General features: G+C 70.4%; 20 protein-coding genes. 12 read left to right on the top strand and 8 right to left on the bottom strand.

The window, feature by feature from the left end:
• Together Q0937_RS04885 and Q0937_RS04880 are read right to left on the bottom strand one after the other, a co-directional pair.
• Positions 1-807: a hypothetical protein gene (locus Q0937_RS04885; protein ID WP_299300308.1), complete on the bottom strand. Its 807-nt coding sequence runs from the start codon at positions 805-807 to the stop codon at positions 1-3.
• 34 nt (positions 808-841) lie between these two features.
• On the bottom strand, positions 842-1,765 hold the full coding sequence (locus Q0937_RS04880) for a hypothetical protein (protein ID WP_299300306.1): 924 nt from the start codon (positions 1,763-1,765) through the stop codon (positions 842-844).
• A 249-nt stretch (positions 1,766-2,014) separates the two neighbouring features.
• Here Q0937_RS04880 and Q0937_RS04875 point away from each other — a divergent pair, with 249 nt between their 5' ends.
• Positions 2,015-2,890, top strand: a complete 876-nt coding sequence (locus tag Q0937_RS04875) for a hydroxymethylpyrimidine/phosphomethylpyrimidine kinase (RefSeq protein WP_299300304.1) — start codon at positions 2,015-2,017, stop codon at positions 2,888-2,890.
• 9 nt (positions 2,891-2,899) lie between these two features.
• On the opposite strand, the gene Q0937_RS04870 is transcribed toward Q0937_RS04875, so the two are convergent.
• Positions 2,900-4,126 carry a glycoside hydrolase family 3 N-terminal domain-containing protein gene (locus tag Q0937_RS04870; protein WP_299300302.1) on the bottom strand — a complete coding sequence of 409 codons (1,227 nt, stop codon included), beginning with the start codon at positions 4,124-4,126 and terminating at the stop codon, positions 2,900-2,902.
• 77 nt (positions 4,127-4,203) lie between these two features.
• Between Q0937_RS04870 and Q0937_RS04865 the strand changes: the two genes are divergently transcribed.
• From Q0937_RS04865 to Q0937_RS04845, 5 genes are all read left to right on the top strand, one after another.
• Positions 4,204-4,800: a hypothetical protein gene (locus Q0937_RS04865; RefSeq protein WP_299300300.1), complete on the top strand. Its 597-nt coding sequence runs from the start codon at positions 4,204-4,206 to the stop codon at positions 4,798-4,800.
• Positions 4,797-6,974 carry a prolyl oligopeptidase family protein gene (locus tag Q0937_RS04860; RefSeq protein WP_299300298.1) on the top strand — a complete coding sequence of 726 codons (2,178 nt, stop codon included), beginning with the start codon at positions 4,797-4,799 and terminating at the stop codon, positions 6,972-6,974. The genes Q0937_RS04865 and Q0937_RS04860 overlap by 4 nt, the downstream gene beginning before the upstream one ends.
• Entirely contained in the window at positions 6,971-7,618 is a 648-nt protein-coding gene (locus Q0937_RS04855) for a DinB family protein (protein ID WP_299300296.1), read from the top strand. The genes Q0937_RS04860 and Q0937_RS04855 overlap by 4 nt, the downstream gene beginning before the upstream one ends.
• Entirely contained in the window at positions 7,615-9,042 is a 1,428-nt protein-coding gene (locus tag Q0937_RS04850) for an alpha/beta fold hydrolase (protein ID WP_299300294.1), read from the top strand. The genes Q0937_RS04855 and Q0937_RS04850 overlap by 4 nt, the downstream gene beginning before the upstream one ends.
• A gap of 83 nt (positions 9,043-9,125) precedes the next feature.
• Positions 9,126-9,944, top strand: a complete 819-nt coding sequence (locus tag Q0937_RS04845) for a hypothetical protein (protein ID WP_299300292.1) — start codon at positions 9,126-9,128, stop codon at positions 9,942-9,944.
• On the opposite strand, the gene Q0937_RS04840 is transcribed toward Q0937_RS04845, so the two are convergent.
• Positions 9,922-11,355, bottom strand: a complete 1,434-nt coding sequence (locus Q0937_RS04840; RefSeq protein ID WP_299300290.1) for a DUF2079 domain-containing protein — start codon at positions 11,353-11,355, stop codon at positions 9,922-9,924. The two genes, Q0937_RS04845 and Q0937_RS04840, sit on opposite strands and share 23 nt — an antisense overlap.
• Before the next feature lie 211 nt (positions 11,356-11,566).
• Here Q0937_RS04840 and Q0937_RS04835 point away from each other — a divergent pair, with 211 nt between their 5' ends.
• Positions 11,567-14,251: a S8 family serine peptidase gene (locus Q0937_RS04835; RefSeq protein ID WP_299300288.1), complete on the top strand. Its 2,685-nt coding sequence runs from the start codon at positions 11,567-11,569 to the stop codon at positions 14,249-14,251.
• Positions 14,252-14,445: 194 nt separating this feature from the next.
• Here Q0937_RS04835 and Q0937_RS04830 read toward each other — a convergent pair whose 3' ends face one another.
• The 3 genes from Q0937_RS04830 to Q0937_RS04820 form a co-directional block, all read right to left on the bottom strand.
• Positions 14,446-15,207 carry an exo-alpha-sialidase gene (locus tag Q0937_RS04830; RefSeq protein ID WP_299300969.1) on the bottom strand — a complete coding sequence of 254 codons (762 nt, stop codon included), beginning with the start codon at positions 15,205-15,207 and terminating at the stop codon, positions 14,446-14,448.
• A gap of 39 nt (positions 15,208-15,246) precedes the next feature.
• Positions 15,247-15,651 carry a sialidase family protein gene (locus Q0937_RS04825; protein WP_299300286.1) on the bottom strand — a complete coding sequence of 135 codons (405 nt, stop codon included), beginning with the start codon at positions 15,649-15,651 and terminating at the stop codon, positions 15,247-15,249.
• A 97-nt stretch (positions 15,652-15,748) separates the two neighbouring features.
• Positions 15,749-16,930 (bottom strand): ABC transporter substrate-binding protein, encoded by a 1,182-nt coding sequence (locus Q0937_RS04820; RefSeq protein WP_299300284.1) that lies wholly within the window; start codon positions 16,928-16,930, stop codon positions 15,749-15,751.
• A 310-nt stretch (positions 16,931-17,240) separates the two neighbouring features.
• Here Q0937_RS04820 and Q0937_RS04815 point away from each other — a divergent pair, with 310 nt between their 5' ends.
• Positions 17,241-17,981 carry a FadR/GntR family transcriptional regulator gene (locus Q0937_RS04815; RefSeq protein ID WP_299300282.1) on the top strand — a complete coding sequence of 247 codons (741 nt, stop codon included), beginning with the start codon at positions 17,241-17,243 and terminating at the stop codon, positions 17,979-17,981.
• Positions 17,982-17,986: 5 nt separating this feature from the next.
• Positions 17,987-18,949, top strand: a complete 963-nt coding sequence (locus Q0937_RS04810) for an aminoglycoside phosphotransferase family protein (RefSeq protein WP_299300280.1) — start codon at positions 17,987-17,989, stop codon at positions 18,947-18,949.
• A 25-nt stretch (positions 18,950-18,974) separates the two neighbouring features.
• On the opposite strand, the gene Q0937_RS04805 is transcribed toward Q0937_RS04810, so the two are convergent.
• Positions 18,975-19,571 (bottom strand): LURP-one-related/scramblase family protein, encoded by a 597-nt coding sequence (locus Q0937_RS04805; RefSeq protein WP_299300278.1) that lies wholly within the window; start codon positions 19,569-19,571, stop codon positions 18,975-18,977.
• A gap of 42 nt (positions 19,572-19,613) precedes the next feature.
• Between Q0937_RS04805 and Q0937_RS04800 the strand changes: the two genes are divergently transcribed.
• From Q0937_RS04800 to Q0937_RS04790, 3 genes are all read left to right on the top strand, one after another.
• Positions 19,614-20,156 carry an arsenic metallochaperone ArsD family protein gene (locus Q0937_RS04800; protein ID WP_299300276.1) on the top strand — a complete coding sequence of 181 codons (543 nt, stop codon included), beginning with the start codon at positions 19,614-19,616 and terminating at the stop codon, positions 20,154-20,156.
• 170 nt (positions 20,157-20,326) lie between these two features.
• Complete coding sequence (locus Q0937_RS04795; RefSeq protein ID WP_299300274.1) at positions 20,327-20,986, top strand: DUF6318 family protein; 660 nt, start codon at positions 20,327-20,329, stop codon at positions 20,984-20,986.
• Between the two features lie 40 nt (positions 20,987-21,026).
• On the top strand, positions 21,027-22,046 hold the full coding sequence (locus Q0937_RS04790) for a PKD domain-containing protein (RefSeq protein ID WP_299300272.1): 1,020 nt from the start codon (positions 21,027-21,029) through the stop codon (positions 22,044-22,046).
• Positions 22,047-22,051 lie beyond the last annotated feature (5 nt).

Here is a 22,051-nt window from a genome sequence, read left to right as displayed (position 1 = left end):
TCAGGAGATCCCGGTGAGCGATGCGTACGCCTGATCGGCGGCCTCCTCGTGCTCCGGCACGCCGACGGCGGTCTCGGTGACGAACAGGCTCGGGCCCTGGTCGGTCTCGAGCACCACGACCACCAGTTCGGTGGCGGAGGTCTTCTCCATCGGTGAGTAGGTGAAGTTCACGACCGCGGTGGTCCGGTAGCCGGGCATGCCGGAGATCGTGACCGGCTCGGTGATCTCGTCATCCAGGGAGCGGCCTGTGGTCTCGCCCCAGATCGGTGCCGAGAAGTAGCAGTCGACGATGGTCTGGGAGGCGACCTCCGCACCGGGGTACTCGATGCCGGGCTGCCACTGGATCGCTCCGACGCTCATGGTGGAGTACCAGGTGCCCTCGACCAGAGCCTGCGCGCCCTGCAGATCATTGGAGTAGGCGGTGATCTGGGCGCCGCTGCGCAGGTCGTAGAGCGCCGGGGGGATGAACTGCAGCCCGCCGCCGCGCAGCTTGCCGGAGGGGTTGGTGGAGGTCCGTTCGGACCGCTCCGGGCTCCAGCAGCGCTCCGCCACGACGTCGGTCGGAGTGGGCGATTCAGTCTCCGAGGCGGACGTGGTCTCCGGGTCCACCGCACCGCTCGCGGACGAAGAGGTCACGGCCGGCCCGCCGCCCCCTTGGGGACGCAGCACCAGGTAGCCCACGGTCACGCCCACGATGAGCAGGAAGACCACGGCGAAGGCGATCACGCCGATCAGCAGGGCGGCGCCGCGGCCACCATTGCCGCCGGCCTGCTGCTGGGGGGAGGTGTACTGGGGTCCGGTGTGCACTGCGGCTCCTTCGACGGGCGATGGTCAGGGGTCATCATTCGACGACGGCGAGGCTCGCGATGATGTCCTCGAGGTTCTGGGCATGCTCGGGCCGGTCGGCGGCGACATCGCCGGTCAGGGCGCTGGGACCGTTCGGGGTCTCCACGACGATCGAGGTGACGACCGAGGCGCTCGAGGACTCGAGCATGCTGGGATCCTCGAAGTGGTAGGTCGCCTGGACGATCCACGCGGCGGTGCCGTCGACGCTCATGGCCTCGGAGCGGTAGTCGGTGACCTCGGGATGCTCGCCGAAATGGGAGAGCACCCCCGAGGTGGTGGCATAGCACTGGAAGATCGCGACCGCGGCGGGCTCGAGGCCGGGATATCCGCCCTCCTCCTCCGGGAAGGTGACCCGGCCGAGGTTCAGCACGCTGTACCAGCCGCCCTCGACCAGCCGGGAGTCGGCGCCGACCTCGGTGAGATAGGGCAGCGAGCTGACCGCCCAGCCGTCGCCCCAGCCCGGAGGATTCGTGTACTCCAGCCCGCCGCCGCGCACCTTCCCGGGGACGGCGGGCGGAGGATTGCTGTTGGTCGGCACAGTGCATTCGGTGGTCGGCGCCTGGGTGAACAGCGGAGGGGGCGGGGCGATGTCCGGATCCTCCGGGTCCGGCACGTACTCGGACTGCCCCTCGGCCGAGCGCTCGCCCGTCTGATATGCGGTGGGGTCAGGGTCCGTCAGCACCGAGCGGAAGACGGTCTGCGAGAGGACCAGCGCGACCACGGCGAGCACCACCACGGCGGAGCCGATGACGGCCAGCATCGTGGTGCGGCTGCGGCGCAGGGCGCGCTCGCTCGGCTCGCCGAGGGTCACCGGTCCGTCGGCGGACTCGAAGGCGGGCAGACCCTCCGAGGACTGCGAGGAGAAATCGGGCAAGGAGGAATCTGCCGACCGCTGCTCGCCGCCTGGCTCCTTGCTCATCCCCACCTCCGCCGTCTCCCCATCGCCGCTGTCTCCCCAGCGCCGCTGTGCGGAGCTCCGCTCTCGTTCCCCGCGGGTGCCGTCGCATGCCCGCCCGGGTGATTCTCGCACGCGAGGGTGCCTGCGACCGCTTCCAGGATAGAGATGCCAGCCGCGATTGGTACTCTCCGCTCACGGAACAGACCCGCAGCCCGGGCTCGCCCGCCCCGCGCCCCACCGGAGCCGGGATCCCCGAGAGATGGAGTCCGCATGCGCCCGCCCCTCGTCCTGACCATCGCCGACTCGGAGACCGACGGGGCCGGCGGCATCCAGGCGGACCTCAAGACCTTCACGGCGCTGGGCACCTATGGAGCGAGCGTGGTCAGCATGATCACCGTCGTCACGACCACTGGTGTGCAGAGCACCCATCCGCTGCCCGGCGACGTGGTGCGGCGCCAGCTCGACGCGGTCGCGGGCGACCTCCGCCTCGACGCCACCAAGATCGGTGCTCTGGGCAGCGCCGCAGCGGTCGAGGCGGTGACCGCGGTGCTCCGTGCCCATCGCGGGCGGCTGGGACGGATCGTGCTGGACCCGGTGATGGTCAGCGCCGACGGCACCGCGCTGATCTCCGCGGAGGGGGCGGCGGCACTCGCGGCGGAGCTGCTGCCCCTGGCGGATGTGCTCACCCCGAACATGGCCGAGGCCGCCCAGCTTCTGGGCCGGCCGCTCGCGACCTCGATCGACGAGATCCGGGAGCAGGCGCTCGCGCTGCAGGCGCGGGGGCCCGGCACGGTGCTGATCACCGGCCGGCTGCTGGAGGGCGAGGACGTGGTGGATGTGCTGGTCCATCAGGGCGGTACCGATCTGCTGCGAGCCCGGCGGCTCCCGGATCGTCGGGTCCGCGGCGCCGGGTCGACCCTGTCCGCCGCGATCGCGGCGCAGCTCGCCCGGATCGCGGAGTTCGACCGGGCGGGGGAGCTGGGGGAGATCGGTGAGGCAGGCACCGATGATGACATGGCCACCATCGTCGCCTCCGCCCGCGAGTTCGTCGCCAGCGCGACGGAGAACGCCCAGGGCTGGCAGCTCTCGCACCACACAGGGGGCTTCAGCCCGGCGAACTACCTCATCACCCTCGACAAGAACTGACCTGCCGGGCTACCCCTGGAGCAGCCCCAGCTGCTCCTTGAGCGCGAGCATCCGGCCGGCGGACTCCCGCACCCGCTGCTCCTGCTCCGGGCTCCGCGCGGCCCAGCCCTCGATCGCGTCGACCAGCTCTCCGGTGAGCGAGGCGTCGGCCGTCAGCACCACGTCGCCTCCCGCCTCCAGCAGGCGGGTGGCGCGCTCGGGGACGGGGACGGCGGCCACGGCCTTCGCAGCGCCGATGTCGTCGGTGACCACCAGCCCCTCGAACCCGAGCCCGTCACGCAGCAGATCCTGGATCGCCGCGGCGGAGAACATCGCCGGGACCCCCGCCTCGAGCTGCGGATAGATCGCCGAGGACATCATCACCAGCTGCGCGCCGGCCTCGATCCCGGCACGGAAGGACTGCAGGAACGGGTCCTCGGGACCGGTGACCTCATCCTCGATGCCCTCGGCGGAGAAGTCCGTGTTCTTCTGAACCCGTCCGAGTCCTGGGAAGTGCTTCAGGGTCGCACCGATGCCCTGGGCGGCGAGGGCCGTGGTCGCGGCCGCCACGCACTCACCCACCGCCTCCGGCTCGGTGCCGAAGCCGCGGTCCAGCCCGCCGACCGGCTCGTTGGCATCGCCCAGGGCGGGATCGACCACGTCGGCGACCGGGGAGAACGCGACCTGGATGCCGCGGGCGGCGAGGTCCTCGCCGATGCTCGTGTACGCCTCCGTCACCGCCTCGGTGCCCTGCTCGCCGAGCGTCTCGGCCGACGGGGTCTTGCGGGCGGTGTCCCCACGCAGCATCCTCACCTGCCCTCCCTCCTGATCGACGGCGATCAGCGCCGGCAGGCCGGAGCGGGAGAGCTCGCGCGCCCTGGCGACCGTGCGGTCGACGGCCTCGGCGCTCTCCCAGACCTGGAGCAGGAAGATGCCGCCCGCATGATGCTCGGTCAGCACCTGCTCGGGGATCTCGGAACCGGCAGGGATCCCCACCAGCACCAGCTGCCCGGCGAGCTCGCGCGGAGAGAGGGTCTCCAGCAGCCGCTCAGCCGCGGTCGGGGGCTCGGTGGTGGTGGGGGCCGACGACGCTGCGCTGGGCTCCTGCGAGGACGTTCCCTCGGCGCCGCCCCTGTCGCTCGAGCCGTCGCTGGAGCCGCCGGGCCCGTCGGCCCCGGGGCCCTGGGAGGGTTCCTCTGCGGTGCAGGCGGCGAGGGCCGCCGCGGGGGTGAGGGCCAGGAGCTGACGACGACGCATGCCGTCAGTGTTCCATGGCGGGTCCCGATGTCAGCAGGAGGTGAGCGGAGCCACCGGTGCCCCCGTAGGGTGGTCCCATGAGCACTGAGACCCCGTCGCAGGAGCATCCCCATGCCGCGCGGATCGAGTCCGGCACCGGGACGCCGCTGGCGACCTGGGTGCGGCGGATCGACGACGCCGGGGGCCGCGAGCTCGACCACACCGCCATCGCCCGCCTGCTGCCGCAGCGGTGGGAGATCAGCGGATGGTGGGCGCAGGGCGTGACCGTCGCCTACGAGCAGATCATCGGCCGCCGGGTGGTGGGCCAGAGCTGCGCGGGGGACTTCGCCGCGTCGGCCTCCCGCACCCTCCCCGGAGAACCCGACGCCGTGCGCGAGCGTTGGGACGCCTTCATGACCGCCGCACGCCGGGAGGAGCTCGGGCTCGAACAGCCCAGCCTCAGCGACACCCCGACCTGGCGCTACTGGCGCGCCGGCGTGAGCGACGGGAGCCGGCTCTCCGTGAACATCACCGCCAAGGACGAGGGGCGCAGCACCCTCGGGATCGAGCACAAGGGCCTCGAGAGCGCCGAGGCGCGAGAGGTCTGGAAGATCGCCTGGAAGACCGTCCTGACCACTTTCACCGAGTTCATGGTGTCCACCCCATCCCCGACGTCTGACCAGGAGAATCGATGACCGCCCCCGCTCCTCAGCCCACCCCGGCCCCACAGCTGCCCGCCCCCGACGGCAGCGCGGATCCCCACCAGTGGCTCGAAGAGGTCACCGGAGAGGAGGCGCTGGACTGGGTCAGAGGGCGCAACGCTGCGGCGGAGTCGGAGCTGGACGGCGTCGGCGATCCTCGGGACCCGGCGGGCGTCCCGCTGGCGGCGACGCTGCAGGAGGAGATCCGAGAGATCCTCGATGCCAAGGACCGCATCCCCGGCGTCACCAAGCGCGGGGACTTCCTCTATAACTTCTGGACCGACGCGGAGCATGAGCGTGGGCTCTGGCGGCGCACCACCCTGGACTCCTATCGCACCGAGGAGCCCGCGTGGGAGGTCCTGCTGGACGTCGATGCGCTCAACGAGGCCGAGGGGGAGGACTGGGTGTGGCACGGCGCGAGCCTGCTGCGCCCGCCGGAGGGTGAGCCCTACCGGCACGCTCTGGTCGATCTCTCCCACGGCGGCTCGGATGCGGACGTCACCCGCGAGTTCGATCTGGAGACCCTCTCCTTCGTGACCGCTGCCGACGGCGGCTTCGAGCGTCCGGAGGCGAAGGGATCGCTGAGCTGGATCGACGCGGACACCGTCTGGGCCTCGACCGATTTCGGCGAGGGGACCATGACCAGCTCCGGCTATGCGCGACAGGCCCGGATCTGGCACCGGGGCACCCCGCTGGACGAGGCCCAGCTGGTGCACGAGGTCTCCGAGTCGGATATGGCGATCTTCGCGGCCCACGACTCGACCCCCGGCTGGGAGCGGGACTGGGTGATCGAGGCGCACGCCTTCTACGACAACACGATCCACGTGGTCGACCGTGCACAGCAGCCGCCGGTGCTGACCACGATCGAGGTCCCCGCGGACCTCGAGGCCACTGCGCACCGAGACCTGGGCATCTTCACCCCCCGCAGCGACTGGGAGGTCGCAGAGGCGACCTACCCGGCCGGCTCTCTGGTGGTCGGCGACTTCGCCCGCTTCCAGGAGGGCGAGCCGGAGCTGCACATGCTGTTCGAGCCCACCGAGACCACCTCGCTCGCGGACATGACGATCACCCGCACCACGGTGGTGCTGTCGATCCTCGAGGACGTCGTGCATCGGCTCGAGGTGCACACCCGTGATGAGCACGGCGCGTGGGTGCGCCAGGATCTCTACCCCGAGCTGCGCGGCTCGATCGGGGTCGCCGCGGTCGACGCCGACGTCAGCGACGATGTCTGGGTGACGGTCACCGACTTCATCGAGCCCACCACCCTTCAGCTCGGGGACCTCGCAGCGGTCGCGAGCGGCGGCGAGCCGGGGGAGCTCGCGGTCATCAAGTCCGCCCCGGCCCGCTTCGAGTCCGAGGGTCTGGACGTCAGCCAGCACTTCGCGACCAGCGACGACGGCACCCGCATCCCGTACTTCGAGATCAGCCGGATCCAGGAGAGCGACGGCGCGGGCGCCGACGGACCCCGACCGACCCTGCTCTACGGCTACGGCGGCTTCGAGATCTCCCTGACGCCCTCCTACCTCGGGGCGATCGGGAAGACCTGGCTCGAGCGCGGCGGCACCTACGTGCTGGCCAACATCCGCGGTGGCGGCGAGTACGGCCCTCGCTGGCACCAGGCCGCGCTCAAGGAGAACCGGCACCGCGCCTACGAGGACTTCTCCTCGGTCGCGAAGGACCTCATCGAGCGCGGCGTCACCGACCGCGACCATCTCGCAGTGCGCGGCGGCTCCAACGGCGGCCTGCTCACCGGGAACATGGTCACCCAGTACCCGGAGCTGTTCGGTGCGGTGATCATCCAGGTCCCGCTGCTGGACATGAAGCGGTACAGCCACCTGCTGGCGGGCGCCTCCTGGATGGCCGAATACGGGGACCCCGACACCGAGGACTGGGAGTACATCCGCACCTTCAGCCCCTACCACCTGCTCCAGGAGGGTGAGGGCGCCCAGTACCCGCCCACCTTCGTGCTGACCTCCACCCGGGACGACCGGGTCCACCCCGGCCACGCCCGGAAGTTCGCCGCTGCGATGGAGTCCCTGGGGGCCGACGTGCGCTACTGGGAGAACATCGAGGGCGGCCACGGGGGCGCGGCCAACAACGAGCAGGCTGCGCGGATGAACGCACTGCTGTACACCTTCCTGTGGAACACCATCGGGGATCCCTCGTGAGCAGCCCCGAGAGCAGTGCCGAGAGCAGCGCTGAGAGCCGTGTCGAAGGACTGGACGACCTCGTGGATCGGCTCGCGGCGGAGCAGCGGGGCGCGATCGCCGCGGAGCAGGCGCAGGCACAGGAGAGCGCCGACGAACCCGCCGCACAGCGCCCCGAGTCACCGCTGCTGGGTGGGGAACGGGAGACCCTCGAGGGGTTCCTCGACTTCCTGCGCGCCACCGTGCTGTGCAAGACCGAGGGTCTGAGCGACGAGCAGGCCGCTCGGCGACTGGTCAGCTCGGAGACCACCGTGACCGGGATGCTGCGGCATCTGGCCGACACCGAGCGCTACTGGTTCCGGGCGGTGCTCGGCGGGGTTCCGCTCGAGGACGTCGGCTACAGCTGGTCCGACGGCCATGACGCCAGCGGCGAATGGACGCTTCCGCTCGGAGCCTCGCTCGCGGAAGCACGCGAGGACTACCGCAGCGCCACCGCGCAGTCCCGGGCCCAGCTGGGAGCCCGTGACCCGGGGGAGGAGCTGCACGGCGGGGGCGAGGTGCGCACCGTGCGCTGGGTGCTGGCGCATATGGTCGAGGAGACCGCGCGCCATGCCGGACAGCTCGACATCCTGGTCGAGCTGCTCGACGGGAGGACCGGCGAATGATCGCTCTGCCCGGAGTCCGCTCCGCCCGCGCCCGGCCCTTGGAGTTCTTCGATCGTGCCGCGCAGGATGATCTGCTCCAGCTCCGCAACGACCTGATGACGGTCTACCGCGAGTTCTCCGCCGAGGATCCGCGGCTCTTCCCGCTGCGCTACGCCCGCACCCTCCCGCGCCGCGTTCGCCCCGCGAGCAGCACTGCCACGAGCAGAACTGCCGCGCCTCAGGTGCCCGTGCTGCTGATCCCCGGCGGTCCGGCGCGAGCCTCAGTGCTGCCCTACGACGTGCTGCGTCGCAGCCTCGCGGGGCGGGGCCTGGACGTGCTGATGATGGAGCACCGCGGGGTGGGGCTGTCGCGGCTCGATGCGGAGGGCGAGGACCTCCCGCCTCATGCGATGGCTCTGCGTGAGGTGGTCGGCGATCTGGTGGCGGTGCTCGATCATGCCCGGGTCCCCCAGGCGGCGGTGGTGGGCAGCGGATACGGCGCCTATCTCGCGCAGCTGCTCGCGATCTTCCACCCCGAGCGGGTGCACTCGCTGGTGCTGGACTCGCCGCTGACCGGTGCGGGGGATGAGGTGATCGCCCAGGAGGCGCTGCGCGCGCTGTACTGGGACGGCACCGAGCCGTCCACCGACACCACCGCCCGGGCGCTGCGGCGGCTCGCACAGGAAGGCACGGTCGACGCCTACAGGGCGGGGCCGGTCGTGCTCGCCGTCCACGAGCATGGCGGGCCGGAGGCCGTGCGTGATCTCGTGGATCTGCTGGCCGTGGGGCGCGGGCGTCTGACCTGGACCAGCGTCCGTCAGGTGCTGAACCAGGCATGGCTGCAGTCCACCCCGTACGTGATCGAGCACGACCTGACCGCCCGGATCCTGCATACCGAGCTCGGCGGTGGGCATCACGCCGACGGCGGCCCGCTGGATCCGCTGCTGCTGGAAGCGGAGCAGGCACGGGCGGTGCCGCCGTTCACCGGGGAGCAGCTGGATCTGCACCAACTGGCACCGGCGATCACCGCACCGACGCTCGTGATCACCGGCTCCCAGGACCTGGTCTCACCCCCGCGCATCGCCCGCGAGCTCGCGACGCGGATTCCCGGTGCCCGGCTGCTCGAGATCCCCGGCGCCCGACACTCGATCCTCGACACCCGCAGCCGGATCCTGCAGGTCGCCGCGCGCTGGAGCGCCTGCGGAACAGCGGCCCATCTGCCGGAGCGCGCGGCCGAGCTCGCGGCGCTGCCGGCCTCGGCGACCGATCTCGCCCTCTCCCGGGGGCTGCAGATCGCGCTCGCCGCAGAGCGCTATGCACCGTGGCGGCTGCGCCTGGAGTCGGCGCGCGCCGAGCGTGAACGACTGCTGCGGGAACGCGCCCGCTCCGATCCCCGGCCCCATCGCGGTCGGCGCTCGCCCCAGGAGCGGGCGGATCCAGTGTGAGCCCTGCCCCTCGGCAGGCCGGGAGAGGGTAGGCGCCAGTATCCTGAGCCGAACGCAGAACAGCACAGTCAGGGAGAGCATCGATGGGGTCTGGGTCGAGCAGGCGACGCGCCACCGGCATTCGCAGCAGCGCACCTCGTGCGACCCATCAGGGACTGCTGCGGGCCCTGGCGGTCGCCAGCATCGTCGGGGTCGGTACGGTGACCGGTTTCGGTGCCGCCGGGATGGGGCCCCTCTCCGCCCTCGCCGGTGATTCAGGGGAGAGACCCGTCGAGCTCCCCGCCGAGACGGGATCCGCGACTCCCGGCCCCTCGGATGGCGGCGGCGCCCCCACCCCCGCCGGCACGACGCTCCCGCCGGTGCCTGCCGAGTCCGCCGAGGAGACCACGCCGGCGGAGACCGAGAGCGCACCCGCCGAGGAGACGCAGCCGGCACCCGCCGAGCCCGCGGAGGACGACGCCGAGCGCGGGACCGAGGACAGCAGCGGCAGCGATTCCACCGGCGGCGGCACCCGCGGCAATGGCTCCGGCAACGGCGGCTGGACCCCGCCGCCAGCCACAGAGAAGGCACCGGCGCCGCGACCGAGCACGACTCCTCCCAGGAATGAGACTCCAGAACCGGAGCCGACTCCTACGACGGAGCCCACGACGGAGCCCGCTCAGGACGCTCCGACGACGCCAGTGCCGAGCGATCCCGAGACGACGGAGCCCGCACCAGGCGAGGGCACGGCGACGACCCCTGATGATCCTGTGCCATCCAGCCCCGCAGCCCCCGGCACCGAAGGCTCCGAAAGCGGCAGCGACTCCGCCGGCGACGGCGCCTCCGACGCTCGCAGCGGCTCTCGCGGCGGCGACGACAACCAGGGAACGGGCTCGCAGGCTACGGCCGGCACACGACGGTGAAGCCGCCGCTCTCGAACTCCTTCTGGTATTCCGCGCCCCACTGCTGCTGAGCCCAGCTCTGCAGGTCCTGCGGCGGGCCGTCGCCCCAGGAGAAGGCATAGCGGTCAATGAGCACGCAGTCCGGCACCCGCTGATTGGGTCCGTGCACCCACTGCACGTCATGGTCGGGGACCGCCTGGGCCATCAGCGTGATGTCCACCGCGAGCACCGAACCGTCGGGCACCGCCCCGAGCGCCGCCGCTGCCGGCTCCGCCCGCCAGGTCGGCTCCCACTGCGCGGGCCGCAGCACGTCGAGCACCGGCATCGCCGGACCGAGCAGCAGGGTGACTGCCGCAGAGGCGGCGACCGCGGTGACGCGGATCCGACGCACCGGGAGTGGCGCGTCCCGCCGCCACCAGGCTGTTGCGTGCCCGGTGCGCCGGTCCCCGAGGGCGTCCAGCATCGCGGCCAGCGCGATCGGCATCAGCACCGCGTTGTAGTGCCAGTACCAGTCCCAGTAGAACTCGACCGTCCCGGTGAAGCGCCAGGCGAGGGTGGGCAGCATCAGCGCGATCAGCGGTGAGCGGCCACCGATCAGGCCGGCGACCAGCAAGAGCATCAGCACCGTCAGCCACTTCACCGGCGGCCAGAACACCTCCAGCGGTGAGCCCAGGTTGTCCGTGTAGTCGTACTGCCCGGCAGTGTTCAGCAGCGGCAGGATCACGAAGGTCGAGAGCACGAACCACCCTGCGCCCCAGCCGGCCAGCACCCATCCTCCACGGCGGTGGCGCGGATGCTCGCGGTGCCGCAGCGCGATCAGCACCCCGAGGAGGGCGACGGTGAGCCCCAGGTCCTCCTTGACGAAGACCAGCGGCGCCGCCCAGAGCACCGCGCCGAGCGCTCTGCCGCGCAGCAGCGCCGTCAGCGACAGCGCCAGCAACGGCACCGCGACGGCGATCTCATGGAACTGGACCGACGCCGCGGACTGCAGCCCGAAGGAGAAGACATAGGCCCCGCCGGCGAGGGAGCCGAGCCCCGGCCCCAGGCGGTCGATCGCAAGTCGGGTCAGCGGGATCGCGGAGAGCCCGAACAGCAGTGCCTGCGTCCACAGCAGCGCCTCCCCCGAGGGCCAGACCCACCACACCGGGGCCAGCATCACCAGCAGCGGGTGGAAGTGATCGCCCAGCAGATTCACGTCGTCGCCCTTGATAGGGACGATCGGGGCCCGCAGCTCCCCGTAGGCGCGAGCGAGCTGGGTGAAGATCCCCAGATCCCACGAGCGCGCGACGAGACGGTGGAACTGCTGGGAGCCCAGCATCCCGTAGGCGAGGGTCGCGGCCAGTGCCAGCAGGGGAGGGACCAGTCGTCGGGAACGCCTGCCCGCCTCCGCAGAGACCGCGGGAACGGCAGGAGAGTTGGTCGGGCGGTCCACGCTGCGAGCGTATACGGCGCCCCCTGCCCCCGGAGAGCAGCAGGCGCGGACGTCATCATGCGACGCAGCGATACCGATGGGTAAAGGTTCTGTAGTTTCTCCCCGGGCAGCGGCGCCACGTGATGGAATGCTGTGCGTCGGTGCGCGCCGGAGGATCCGGGCGCGATGATGCGCGGCGCACCACTCATCCCATCCCCGGAGGAATGCAACGATGCACTTCAACCGTTCAGATCTGCCCAGGCCCCGCAGCGCGCTCGCAGCCGGCGCCGGTGCGGCCCTCGTGGCCGGCCTGCTGGTCGCCCCACCCGCTCTCGCCGAGGGAGGCCCTCCCGAACTCCTCGGCACCGCCTCGGAGCTCGGTGTCGAGGTCCCCACCCCGGACGAGGTCCTGGACTCGGCGGAGACCGCGATCCCGGGCCGCTGGCTCGTCCAGGTCGAGGGAGCCCCCACACTCCGCGGCGGCAGCTCCTCGGCGAACTCCCGTGCCCAGGAGCAGGTCCACGACCGCGCAGAGGCCGCCCAGATCTCGATGGAGGTCGAGGAGAGCTTCGTGGCCGGCTGGAACGGCATGTCGGTCGCGATGGACGATGCCGACGTCGCCAAGCTGCGTGATGTCGCCGGCGTGACGGCCGTCTACCCGGTGCTCGAGGTCTCGATGCCCGAGCCCGTCGATGCCGCCCCGAAGGACATCTACGGCAACGCCATGACCGGTGTGGACCAGGTCCAGCAGGTCGACGGCCTCACCGGCGAGGGCGTCACCGTGGCCGTCATCGACTCCGGCATCGACTACAACCACCCCGATCTCGGGGGCTCCGGCACCAACGACCAGACGGCAGACTTCCCGGGCGACCGGGTGGTGGGCGGCTACGACTTCGTGGGGGACGACTACGACGCCGGCGCGGGCATCCCCGTCTCCCCGGATGAGTACCCCGACGACTGCGGCGGCCACGGCTCCCACGTCGCGGGCATCATCGGCGCCGACGGCGAGGTGCTCGGCGTGGCGCCCCAGGTGGACCTGCTCTCCTATCGCGTGTTCGGCTGCGACGGCTCCAGCAGCACCGAGGTGATCCTCGCCGCGATGGAGCAGGCGATGGAGGACGGTGCGGACGTGGTGAACATGTCCCTCGGCGCGAGCTTCGTGACCTGGCAGGACTACCCGACCGCGCAGATGTCCGATGTGCTCACCGACAACGGGGTCACCATGGTGATCTCCGCCGGCAACGAGGGCGTCGCAGGGACCTTCTCGAGCGGTGCCCCCGGCGTCGCCGCCGGCGCGATCACCGTCGCCTCGGTGGACAACACCCACCTCCGCTCGCCCTACGCGACCGCCGCCGACGCCGAGATCGCCTACAGCGGCGCCACCGGCGCACCGGCGATCCCCACCTCCGGCGAGCTCGCCCTGGTCTCCGCCGGCGCCCCGGGCAGCGCAGAAGGCCAGGCCTGCGACCCTGCCGCGGTCACCCCGGCCACCGGTCCGGGCCAGGCCCTGCTCGTCGAGCGCGGCGTCTGCTCCTTCTATGAGAAGGCGTTCTCCGGTCAGGCAGCCGGCTATGACGCCGTGATCCTGTACAACAACGCCCCCGGCGCAGTGAACCCGACGGTCGAGGGTGATCCCGCGATCACCATCCCCGTGGTCATGATCAGCCAGGACGACGGCCTGGCCCTCCAGGAGGCGCTCGCCGCCGGCGACGTCACCTGGGCCTGGCAGGAGGGCACCGTGACCCTCGAGAACCCCACCGCGGGCCTGGTCTCGGACTTCTCCTCTTACGGCCTCACCGCCGAGCTGCAGCTCAAGCCCGACATCGCCGCCCCCGGCGGCGCGATCTGGTCCACGATCCCGCTTGAACAGGGCGCTCACGGTGCCAAGTCCGGCACCTCCATGGCGGCGCCCCATGTCGCCGGCGCCGCCGCGCTGCTGCTGGAGTCCTCCCCGGAGCTCACTCCTCGTGACGTGAAGACCGCGATGATGAACACCGCGGACCAGCTGACCTGGTCGCTGATCCCGGATGCCGACTACCTCGAGCCGGTCCACCGCCAGGGTGCGGGCCTGCTGGACATGGTCGGCGCCGTGCACACCGCCACCCGCGTCGATGAGCCCTCGATCTCCCTCGGCGAGGGTGAGGGCGGCCTGAAGACCGTCACCCTCACCGTCCACAACGACTCCGAGGCGGAGCAGACCTACCAGGTCGGCGTCCGCCACGGCATCGCCACCGGCCATCCCACCTACAACCCGGCCTTCTACGATGCCCCGGGCATCGCCGAGCCCGGCGCAGGCACCGTCACCGTGCCCGCCGGGAGCAGCACCGAGCTCGACGTGGTCCTCGGTGAGGACTTCGGTGAGGACGGCATCATCTACGGCGGCTGGATCACCCTGACCGGCGCCGAGGACGACCTCGTCGTGCCCTTCGCCGGACTCTCCGGTGACTACCAGGCGCTGCCGGTGCTGGATGGTCAGGGGATGGGGCTCCCGTCCCTCGGTGTCTCCGACGGAGCCGGCAGCGTGCTGCTGGATCCCGACGGCGGCCACACCTACACGATGCAGGAGGGGGACGTCCCCTACCTCGCGTACTACTTCGGCTATCCGGTGGAACGGCTCGAGATCACGGCCTACTCGATCAACGGGGGAGGGAAGGCCAAGCCGGTCAACCCCTCCGTCGGCCTGATCGACGCCGGTGACCACCTCGGCCGCTCCGCCGCACCCGAGGTCTACGCCTGGGACGGCAGCTATGCGCTGAAGAACCAGAAGTCCAAGACCGTGAAGAACGGGGACTACATCCTCGAGATGCGGGTGCTGAAGCCCCTGGGTGATCCGGCGAACCCGGACCACTGGGAGACCTTCACCTCCCCGCAGTTCACGATCGACAACCCGACCCCGGGCAAGCCCGGGGCGCGCTGAGTCAGAACGCACGGGGCCTCGGCCCTGCGCGGCAGACAGAGGGCGGCGGCACCATCACGGTGCCGCCGCCCTCCGCTCGTCCGCACGCCTGTCCGCCTGTCCGTTCTTTCCCGCGTGTGTCGAGAACTCGCGACAGAGAGCACACTCTGGATATATGACCAGAGTGTGCTCTCCGCCGCCAGCAGTCGGCGAGCTCAGGCCCTGGGCAGCTGCTCCGCGGGGATCCGTGCGAAGCGGATCTCGCGGGCCTCGACCTCCCAGAGCAGCCCGATCGCGCCGTCATCCAGGGCCTGGACCACGGAGTAGTCCAGCGGACCGGGCTCGAACACGAGCACCTCGTGCCAGGTCTCGCCGTCGTCGTGCGAGGCGCTGAGCGTGCCGCGGATCCGGGCGAACCGGTCGTGGGCATTGCTGAACAGCAGCTCCCTCGCCCTCGGGTCCGCGGCAGGGGCATCCGGCCAGCGGCTCGCCAACTGGGCGTTGTTGCCGGGATCCACGAACTGGTCATCGCCCCCGCGGTCCTCCCAGCTCTGACCACCATCGGCCGAGACCGCGATCCGTCGGTGCCCGCCGCGGGCATGGTCCCGTGAGTTCAGCATCACCCGACCGTCGGAGAGCTCCGCGATGGTGGTCTCGTCCATGTCCTCTCCCACCGGTGCGCCGCGCTGCCAGCTCTCGCCGCGGTCGTCGGAGAAGAGCACATAGGAGCGCACCACCTCCCCGCCGGCCGGGCGCTCGCCGGTGCCGGGCGCATCACCGTCCCTGCCGTCGGCGTGGAACCAACCGCAGTACGGCTGCAGCAGGCGGCCTGCGTGCGGGCCGCGGCGCAGCATGATCCCGGCGCCGGAGGTCGGGAAGGCGGTGCGGATCAGCTCCGGGGGAGCGGCGACCGCGGTCACGGAGCGGAACTCCCAGCTGCGGCCGGAGTCCTCGGAGATGCCGACGGCAGAGCCCATCACGTCCCGGTCCGTGTCATCGGTGCCAGCTGACGCATCTCAGACCCCGCGGTCCTTCGCGTGGGTGTGGAACACGAACAGCCTGCCCGAGGCGGGGTCGTGGAGATAGCTGGGATCGCAGTACCACTGGCGGCCCTCGCGATCCGCTGACCGGAGATCCTCGAAGGGGCCCCAGCTGCGGCCCCCGTCCAGGGAGCGCCGCTGCACCAGGCCCGTCGGATCCGGGACGTCCTGACCGGTGTCCCGGCCATCGAAGGCCGCCAGCAGGTGCCCGTCGCCGAGATGGACGAGCCCCACGATCCGGTACCGGGGCCAGGGCCCCTCCCCGGCGCGGGCGAGCACGGTGTGCGGGACCGGGGCGTCCGGTATCGGGGCGTCCGGTATCGGGACATCCGGTACCGGGGCGCCGGGAACCGGTGCGGGGGAGGAGCCCAGGCGGATCATCGGGACAGGATCCAGTCCATGTCCAACCGGGCGATCATGATGGTCTCCTGCTCGCCCTCGTAGGCGAGGAGGAACTCGTCCCGCCCCACGGGGATGATCACCGAGTACTGGCAGGCACCGGGGGCGAAGACGCGCTTGCGCTGCCATGTCGCGCCGTCGTCGGTCGAGATCTCGACGGTGCCGCGAGGTCCAGCGAGTAGACCGTCGAGGCCTCCTTGTGGTTCGGGTGCTCCGTCTGCACGAAGCAGCTGGCCGCCTCCGCCTGGCCCGACAGACCGGTCTCGATGACCTTGTCCATGTCGATCGCGTAGAGGAACGCCTGGCGGTTCCTGAGGTCGTGGAAGGGGTTGTCCTCGCTGTTGTTGAACATCGCGAACAGCAGCCCGAACCCGCCCACGGACTCGTCGTCCGCGCTGGCCTTCAGCTGGTCGACCGAGAGGTAAGGGACCGAGTCGATCGCCTGGACCGTCTGGGACCGCAGCGCGTTGGTGCGGGTCGACGGGTCCGGGATCACCTGCCAGCTCATGGTCTTCGCCTGGGCGGGCATCGGACCGGTGTAGTCGTCGTTGCGATCGAACTCGACGATCTTCGAGGCGGCGGAGTTGTCGGTCATCTTCCAGGGGCCGGAGCCCACCGGGTTCGAGTCGAAGGCCTTCGGGTCGGCCTCGACCGCCGCCTTCGGCACGATCTTCACCGTCGACAGCCGCTCGGCGAACACGCCGGTGGGGTGCAGGAGGGTGAATGTGACGGTGGTGTCGTCCTTCTTCTCGATGGTGTCGATGAACGGGATGAACTGCGAGTACAGCGACGCGTTCGCCGGGTCCTGGACGCGCTCGAAGGAGAAGACGACATCGTCGACCGTGACGGGGGATCCGTCGTGGAAGACCGCACCCTCGCGCAGGGCGACGTCCACGCTGGTGCCGTCCGCGGAGGGGACCTCGGCGGCGAGCGCCGCGAACACCTCGCGGGTCACGGGGTGCAGCTCGGTGAAGCCTTCCAGGGTGTGCCAGTTGACCGCGACGGTCAGCGCCGCGGAGGTGGTCATGGGGTCGTAGCCGTTGGTGCCGAGCTCATAGCTGATGGCGGCGTTGATGTGGCCGTCCGGATTCGCCTCGCCCGCGGGGGCACCGCCGCCATCGGAGCCGCCGCCGCCGCCGGAGTCGTCGTCACTCGGAGCGCAGGCGCCGATGCCGGCGACGATGCCGGCCGCGCCGGCGATGGCAGCGGTGCCGCGGAGGAAGCCGCGTCGGCCCAGCGGACCGGTGGAGTTGGAGATCACCGTTGATGCATCCCTTCAGGGGTGGTCCCGGCGCCGTTGGCGACGGGGATGGTCACGCCGTCCTCGCGACTCGACGGGAGATCCGCCACCGTGCGAAGATCAGATGTATGATGTCTGATGACTGGTGAGAGTACATCACGGATCGCGTGATCGCCACCACCTCCGGAAGCAGTCGTGACCGATCGGTGACCAAGTGGCCGCGAAGTCGTCACGCACAGGCAGGACCCTCCGGACCGGAACGCGCCGGAGGCCGGGGCACGGCATGATGAGACCTGCGTCGCACCGCGCGACGGGACCGAGAGGAAGAACCATGGTGCGCAGCAGAGGCACGGGCAACAGCGCTGTCGAGCGCATCCAGGACCTGATCGTGGTCGAAGGGCTGGTGCCGGGGGACTCGATGCCCACCGAGAGTGCACTGTGTGAGCGACTGGCGATCTCACGCTCCTCGGTGCGCGAGGCGATGCGCACCCTGGCCTCGCTGGACATCGTCGAGGTGCGACACGGCCACGGCACCCTCGTGGGTCAGCTCTCGCTCTCCCCGCTGGTGGACGGGCTGCTGTTCCGGGCCCGGCTCGACGACGGCAATGACCTGCGCGCCCTGCGAGAGGTGGTCGAGCTGCGCATCGCCATCGACCTCTCCGTCGCGGACCAGCTGGTGGAGCTCTACCGCGACACCACGAATCCCGAGCTCGAAGGGCTCGTCGAGCAGATGCGAGCTCTCGCCTCTGCTGGCCGGCCCTTCCCCGAGTCCGATGCCGCCTTCCACACGGCGCTGTTCTCCCAACTGGACAACGGGCTGCTGCGCCAGCTCGCGCAGGCCTTCTGGGAGATCCACACCGTCGCCGTCCCGCTGCTCGAGCTCCCGCCGGCCGAGGACATCCTGGACACCGTCAATGCTCACCAGGCCATGCTCACCGCCCTCGAGGCCGGGGACGCGGAGGCTTACCGTCAGGCGGTCCATGCGCACTACCTCCCGCTGGGGCGGGTGCTGGACGCCGCGGCGAAAGCCCAGGGCGAGGCAGCAGCAACGACCGCCGTGGAAACGGCCTGAGGTCAGTGCGCCTGGCGGAGGTGCTCGACGAGGCACGGGCACGACCCTGGGCCGCACAGCCCTGGGCGCGGGACCTCCTCGACGCACTCCCGGACCGTCTGCGGGCGGTGCTGTCCCGCTGGGATCTCACCGTGGTCCGGGCTTTCGGTGACGGGGCCGAGCTGCCGGTGCTCGAGGTGCACGGACGCGCCATGGGCCCCGCCGTCCTCAAGCTCAGCGGACACGGCTCCGATCACGCCCAGCAGGTGAGGGTCCTCCTGGCGGCCGACGGGCGCGGCTACGTGCGAGTCCTCGAGCACGCCGACGACCTCGGCGCGATGCTGCTGGAACGGCTCGGCTCGCCGCTTCGGGAGTCCGTCCCGGACCCTCTCGCCCAGTCCCTGGCCCTCGCCGACCTGCTGCCCACCACCTGGGAGCTCCCCAACGCCGCCGGCGCCCCCTTCACCCCCGCCCAGAAGGCCACCTCGCTGCTGACCCTCGTGGACGGCGCGCTCGCGGGCGTGAGCGGCGACGCCAGCGGGAATGCCGCCGCGGGCGGCGAGACGGGAGAGCGCGAGGTTCTCGAGCGAGCGCGGGCCCTCGCGCTCGAGCTGATCGCCGTCCCCTCATCGCGCCAGGTGGTCCTGCACGGCGATCCGCATCCGGGCAATGTGCTGCGTCGAGGGGCGGAGCATGTCTTCATCGATCCCGACGGCTTCCTCGGGGAGCCGGAATATGACGTCGGGGTGGCGCTGCGGGACCACCAGCAGGTGATCGACGACCTCGATCATCGCGAAGGAGCCGGCGCAGGGCGGCGCTGGCATGCAGGGCTCGTCACTCAGCTCGCCGAGCGTCTCGAGCTCGACGCGGACCGGATCGCCGCCTGGGCTGCGCTCGAACGCGTCACCACCGGGATCCACCTGGGCAACCTGGGCTGGACCGAGGAGTCGGCGGCGTGGCTGCGCACCGCACAACGGATGCTGCGGTGATCAGGGACTGCCGTGATGAGCAGGCTCAGCTGTTGCGCGACTTCTTCTGCCGGATCAGATCCAGCACGATGCAGCCGCCGATGATCGCGAGCCGCACCTGCGGCGGCGCCGTCGGATCGATCGCGAGCACATAGCGGCTGTGGCCGAGGAAGCCACGGGAGAGCCCGCCCCACTGCCGGGCGACCGTCGCGGCGACGAAGCCCTCGACCTCGACCGTGAAGTCCATGCCCAGCATGTCCCCGTTCAGCTCGAGCGCGGAGCCGCCCACCACCGAGATCCCCACGCGCGTCGAGAAGAGCGCGAAGCGACTGGTCACCTCGGCGAGCGGCGCGCCACCGGGGGTCGAGAGCTCGAAGCGGTCGAAGCCGATGTCCGGTGGATCCTCGACGTGCAGCAGCGGTGTGCCGTCGGCGTCGGCGACATCCAGGGAGCGGCTCCCGGCGAAGAAGCGCGACACTCCGCCGCCCGAGGTCGTGACGTGCCCGATCACCTGCTCGCCGGCGCCGTCGAGGATGTCGAAGTCGTTGGACATGAACCCGGTGATCTGCTGCATCACCAAAGTGTCGTGGCCGAGGAGCACGGGACCGGGCCGGGGCGCGGGGGCGGACGCGGAGGTATCCATCGCCACAGTTTGCCAGGCGCTCAGAGCGCTACGGTGGTGCTCATGAACGTTGTGGATGACTCTGCGCAGCAGGCGGCACTGGACATCTTCCTGCCCTCTCCGCCGCCCGACGTCGAGCAGCAGGAGGCTTTCCTCGACGAGGCGGCGGCCCTCGCGCTCGCCGGCCAGCCGATCACCGTCTACCTGCAGGACGAGGACGCCTGGGCCTTCGAGGAGTGCGAGCCGGTGCGCGCGCTGCTGGAGTCCGCGGGGGAGTCCGCCCTGCCGGTGACGCTGCTGGGACTGGACATCGTGGTCAGCTCTGTCTACCCGACCACGGAGCAGATGACCCGCTTCGCCCGGGAGGGCGGGGCGCCCCGTATGCCTCGCTCAGCGGCGGCATCGGCCTGCGGACCCGGCGGTGCTCCCGGCGTGGCGGCCCCGATGCCGCGCGAGGTGGGCGGTTTCGCGGCGCAGCTGCTGGGCGTCGCCCCGGCCGCGGCGCGGCCCGAGGGTGGGCCGGACATCGGCGCACGACGGAATCTCATGGGCGGGGACCACGGCGACGGGCTGCCGACGGCGGATTCGGACTCGAACGCCCACTGAGCGGTGACCGGCTGTGGCAGGTGATGGAGCCTGCTGGCTGACGACTGGGGCGCACTCGTCGGTCGGTGCTGCGGCCCCGAGGTTATCCACAGGATTCCGAGATAGGTGGTGGCCGACGGGGTGAATCGGTAGGGTCACGGTGATCTGTCGCACACCTGGAAGGTCTCCGTATGTCTCGCCGCCTCCTGGCCGCCGTGGCCGTCACTGCCCTGACCCTCGGCCTTGCCTCGTGCGGGGACGGGGGCGAGAACGTGGTGACGACGCCGCCCCCGACGATCGACATCGGCCAGAGCGACGATGGGGGAGCTGAGCCGAGCGACGACGGTGGAGCCGGTCCGAGCGACTCCGAAGGCGAGGGCGAAGGCGAGGATTCTCCCGTTGCCGCCCCGGACATCCCGGCCCCCGATCCTGCGGACTATCCGGGCATGGATCAGGAGACGCCGAAGGGGGCGGAACAGGCGGTCAGATTCTATTTTGCCACTCTTTTCTGGGGTTATCAGGTAGGCAAGACCGATCCTCTCGATGGTCTGTATTCGCATTCGTGCAAAACCTGTCAAGGGTTTCGGGAGCGCATTGAGGGTCAGCCAGAGGGTGAGTTCTGGAGTCCATTCGATGTGGTTGATGTCGGTATCACGCACGTCGAATCTGATAGTTATGATTTAGAAGTTGGCTATATATTTACCGTGGGCCCGCACACTGAGCCCGCGCGAGAGGGGGGTCCGCCGGTCGATTTTGAGGCAATCAACTATACAGCGGTGCTGGGTGTCGACTGGTCGGAAGATCGTTGGGTCATCGGAGCCATGCTTTTCGACGAGTCCAGCAATGGGTGAGGTCAGTAATCGTAGCCGCCTAGCCGGGGAATCAGCGCCCGTGCTGCTGGTGCTTCTCTTAGTTGGGCTACTTGTTATTTCTCCATTCACGGGTGCCCGGGCTGAAGGAAGGGGGACAAAAGAGCCGGCCGGTGCGAACGTGGAGACTGTTACAGAAAATGGTTCGATCGGAGCCAGCATTCAAGATATTGAGACTCTCCTTGATGCTGGTGCAGATGGGTCTGCGGAAACGGCGGAATCCTCAGGAGGTGCACCGCCACCCGTCTACATCACCTCCCGCGAACTCGGCATGAACAGCCGGTTCAGCTGCATCGATCTCTTCGAGGAGTCGGAGACGAGTAGCGCGGCGGGGTGCGGTATCGCGACTCAGACGTGCCAAATGTTAGATCTCATAGCGTCGGACGGGGAGGGATTCGTCGCGTCGGAGACGGTGCAGATCGACACACGATCCGGTCAATCCTCGGAGGAGCTGCTCGGCTTCGATTGCCAGCGACGAGGAGGCGTACTGGTCGCGGGCACTGAGCCGATTGTGATCACGGTGACCCGAGAGGACTTCGCGTCGATGCCGGTTAAACCTCTGGTGGCGGCAGCTGGACCGGACAGTGGGTGGCTGCCGGTGAACATGGTCAATGTCCTGCATGCCGAGGCGGAGACGCAGAGCATGCCGATGGAGCTGTTGGGAGTTCCGGTCGTCGTGCGTGCGACTCCGGTGCTCTACGAATGGGACCTGGGAGACGGGAACACGATCTCGACCACGAATCCGGGGAAGCCGTTCCCCTCGGAAGTCGTCTCCGCGACGTACCGCTATGAAGGGTGGTACGACGTGCAGCTGACGACCACGTTCAGCGGACAGTTCTCCGTTGCCGGCGGCCAGTGGCAGGACATCGACGGAACGATCGTCGTCGCCTCGGACCCGGTCTCGATCTTCTCCAAGTCGATGGAGTCACGACTGGTCAACGGCGATGTTCCCGTGGACGAGGAGGCCGATCCCTGGGTTCCGGAAAGAACCGAGGAGACTGAAGGGCCGTCGGACCCTGAGGCGACGCACCGTGAGCTCTGACCGCC

Source organism: uncultured Brachybacterium sp. (genome assembly GCF_947500705.1).
GTDB lineage: Bacteria > Actinomycetota > Actinomycetes > Actinomycetales > Dermabacteraceae > Brachybacterium.
The sequence above is the reverse complement of the archived record's forward strand: the minus strand, read 5'-3'. Positions and strand labels throughout refer to the sequence as shown.

Coding starts and splice junctions, on each gene's coding strand:
- Q0937_RS04880 (WP_299300306.1), bottom strand. CDS start 1,765: ATGAGCAAGGAGCCAGGCGGCGAGCAGCGGTCGGCAGATTCCTCCTTG.
- Q0937_RS04875 (WP_299300304.1), top strand. CDS start 2,015: ATGCGCCCGCCCCTCGTCCTGACCATCGCCGACTCGGAGACCGACGGG.
- Q0937_RS04870 (WP_299300302.1), bottom strand. CDS start 4,126: ATGCGTCGTCGTCAGCTCCTGGCCCTCACCCCCGCGGCGGCCCTCGCC.
- Q0937_RS04865 (WP_299300300.1), top strand. CDS start 4,204: ATGAGCACTGAGACCCCGTCGCAGGAGCATCCCCATGCCGCGCGGATC.
- Q0937_RS04860 (WP_299300298.1), top strand. CDS start 4,797: ATGACCGCCCCCGCTCCTCAGCCCACCCCGGCCCCACAGCTGCCCGCC.
- Q0937_RS04850 (WP_299300294.1), top strand. CDS start 7,615: ATGATCGCTCTGCCCGGAGTCCGCTCCGCCCGCGCCCGGCCCTTGGAG.
- Q0937_RS04845 (WP_299300292.1), top strand. CDS start 9,126: ATGGGGTCTGGGTCGAGCAGGCGACGCGCCACCGGCATTCGCAGCAGC.
- Q0937_RS04835 (WP_299300288.1), top strand. CDS start 11,567: ATGCACTTCAACCGTTCAGATCTGCCCAGGCCCCGCAGCGCGCTCGCA.
- Q0937_RS04830 (WP_299300969.1), bottom strand. CDS start 15,207: ATGGGCTCTGCCGTCGGCATCTCCGAGGACTCCGGCCGCAGCTGGGAG.
- Q0937_RS04825 (WP_299300286.1), bottom strand. CDS start 15,651: ATGATCCGCCTGGGCTCCTCCCCCGCACCGGTTCCCGGCGCCCCGGTA.
- Q0937_RS04815 (WP_299300282.1), top strand. CDS start 17,241: ATGGTGCGCAGCAGAGGCACGGGCAACAGCGCTGTCGAGCGCATCCAG.
- Q0937_RS04805 (WP_299300278.1), bottom strand. CDS start 19,571: ATGGATACCTCCGCGTCCGCCCCCGCGCCCCGGCCCGGTCCCGTGCTC.
- Q0937_RS04800 (WP_299300276.1), top strand. CDS start 19,614: ATGAACGTTGTGGATGACTCTGCGCAGCAGGCGGCACTGGACATCTTC.
- Q0937_RS04795 (WP_299300274.1), top strand. CDS start 20,327: ATGTCTCGCCGCCTCCTGGCCGCCGTGGCCGTCACTGCCCTGACCCTC.